Below are 2407 nucleotides of genomic sequence, written 5' to 3' on the forward strand. Positions count from 1 at the left end.
CGGGTACCGTGGTGCCGACGTCCAGATCGTCCGGACGCATGCGTGGCGTGCCTTCCAGCATGAGGATTCGGCGCATCAGCGCATCGGCGTGCTGGGTTTCTTCTTCCATCTCGTGATTGATGCGCTCGTAGAGCTCGGTAAAGCCCCAGTCCTCATACATCCGCGAATGGATGAAATATTGATCACGTGCTGCCAGTTCGCCTGTGAGCAACGTGTTGAGGTAATCGATTACGTCTGGGTGGCCTTGCATCGCCCTACATCTCCCTGCTTGAAAGGCTGTAGTTTGAACCAAGCGGACTGATAGGTCACTCCAATAACGCGATAAAAGCGAAGATACTCCGAGAAAACCAGCTTAAATAACGCAAAAACCGCCCAAATGAGGGCGGTTCTGCTTATCGTTTAGACTTAGTTCAGCTGTACACCCAAGGCCTTTGCGATACCTTCTCCGTAAGCGGCATCCGCTTTGTAGAAGTGCTGCAGTTGACGCTGAACCACATCACTGGAAACGCCCGACATCGCACCAGCAATGTTGTTGATCAGCAGGGTTTTCTGCTCATCGTTCATCAAGCGGAACAACGCACCGGCGTGGCTGTAGTAATCCGTATCTTCACGGTGATCATAACGATCGGCCGCGCCGTTCAGGGCCAGCGCTGGCTCAGCGTATTGTGGCGCTTGCTTCGGTGCACCGGCGTAGCTGTTAGGCTCGTAGTTCGGTGTACTGCCACCGTTGCTGCCAAATGCCATGGAGCCGTCGCGCTGATAGCTGTTGACCGGGCTGCGCGACGCATTCACCGGTAACTGCTGGTGATTGGTACCAACACGGTAGCGGTGGGCATCGGCATAGGCAAATACCCGACCTTGCAGCATACGGTCTGGCGACAAGCCCACACCCGGCACCATGTTGCTCGGACCAAACGCTGCCTGCTCGACTTCAGCAAAGTAGTTCTGCGGGTTTCGATTGAGCTCAAGCTCACCGACTTCGATCAGCGGGAACTCCTTCTGCGACCAGGTTTTGGTCACGTCGAACGGGTTCTCGTAATGCGCCGCGGCCTGGGCCTCGGTCATGATCTGAATGCACACGCGCCATTTCGGGAAGTCACCGCGCTCGATTGCACCGAACAGGTCGCGTTGAGCGTAATCGGGATCAGTCCCGGCCAGGCGTGCAGCTTCTGCCGGCGCCAGGTTCTTGATGCCCTGTTTGGTTTTGTAGTGCCATTTCACCCAGTGACGCTCGCCTTTGGCGCTGATCAGGCTGTAGGTGTGGCTGCCAAAGCCGTGCATGTGACGGTAGCCGTCAGGGATGCCGCGATCCGAAAACAGGATGGTGACCTGGTGCAGCGCCTCAGGCGAATGCGACCAGAAGTCCCACATCATCTGTGCGCTTTTCAGGTTGCTTTGCGGCAAACGTTTTTGGGTGTGGATAAAGTCCGGGAACTTCAACGGATCACGGATGAAGAACACTGGCGTGTTGTTGCCAACGATGTCCCAGTTGCCTTCCTCGGTGTAGAACTTCAGCGCAAAACCACGCGGGTCGCGTTCGGTATCTGCTGATCCGCGCTCGCCGCCCACGGTGGAGAAACGCAGGAAGGTCGGAGTTTGCTTGCCAACCGACTCAAACAGCTTGGCACTGGTGTATTGGGTAATGTCGCGGGTAACGGTGAACGTACCATAAGCACCCGAGCCTTTGGCGTGTACGCGGCGCTCCGGGATGTTTTCACGGTTGAAGTGGGCAAGCTTCTCGATCAGGTGAAAGTCGTCGAGCAGCAGCGGGCCACGAGGGCCAGCGGAACGGGAATTCTGGTTGTCGGCGACGGGCGCGCCACTGGCGGTGGTAAGCGTTTTATTCTGGCTCATGCGATCTCTTCCTGTGTCAGTCTCGGAACTGCCGGCTAATCGGCTTGGAGGGAAGTATTAATCATCAACATGACAGTCACAAATTCATTAACTTGTAGACATCGATAGAAAAATACTAATGATCAACCCACACATATAGTGTACGGTCGAAAGCCAGACGGCGGTTAGCCAGGCTGTCTGTCTTGGCCAAAGTGATCAGCGGCTCAGCAACGCGACGCAGTTCTTTAGCTTTTGGCAGTGTAGTTTTGATCAGCTCGTGCTCGAACAGCGACACCGCCATGTTTTGAAACATGGCCTTGCGGTGCGAGCTGGTGCGGCTCAGGTGACGACCACTTTTACGATGACGCATGGTTCATTCCTTACCAAACACAACGTTCGGTGATTACGACGATCAGGCAGTCGCCTTGTCGTCCTTCTTAAGACTTGCAGGCGGCCAGTTGTCGAGGCGCATGCCGAGGGACAGACCGCGGGAGGCCAGAACGTCCTTGATTTCAGTCAAGGATTTCTTGCCAAGGTTCGGAGTCTTCAACAGTTCTACTTCGGTACGCTGAAT

3 protein-coding genes and 1 pseudogene are annotated in these 2407 nt (G+C 55.5%); all 4 read right to left on the reverse strand.

Going from position 1 to position 2407, the window contains the following annotated elements; genetic code table 11:
* On the reverse strand, positions 1 to 250 hold a 250-nt coding region (locus AC1DH9_RS28085; RefSeq protein ID WP_477809232.1), incomplete at its 3' end, for a ferritin-like domain-containing protein.
* A gap of 155 nt (positions 251 to 405) precedes the next feature.
* A complete protein-coding gene (locus AC1DH9_RS28090; protein WP_427541599.1) occupies positions 406 to 1854 on the reverse strand; it encodes a catalase in 1449 nt (482 codons plus the stop codon).
* 139 nt (positions 1855 to 1993) lie between these two features.
* A pseudogene (gene rplQ, locus AC1DH9_RS28095) lies at positions 1994 to 2203 on the reverse strand (50S ribosomal protein L17); the annotation flags it as partial.
* Positions 2204 to 2245: 42 nt separating this feature from the next.
* The coding region (locus tag AC1DH9_RS28100) for a DNA-directed RNA polymerase subunit alpha C-terminal domain-containing protein (RefSeq protein ID WP_477809233.1) at positions 2246 to 2407 on the reverse strand (162 nt) is incomplete at its 5' end.

The sequence above is a fragment of the Pseudomonas sp. 05T35 genome (genome assembly GCF_056396605.1).

Coding starts and splice junctions, on each gene's coding strand:
- AC1DH9_RS28090 (WP_427541599.1), bottom strand. CDS start 1,854: ATGAGCCAGAATAAAACGCTTACCACCGCCAGTGGCGCGCCCGTCGCC.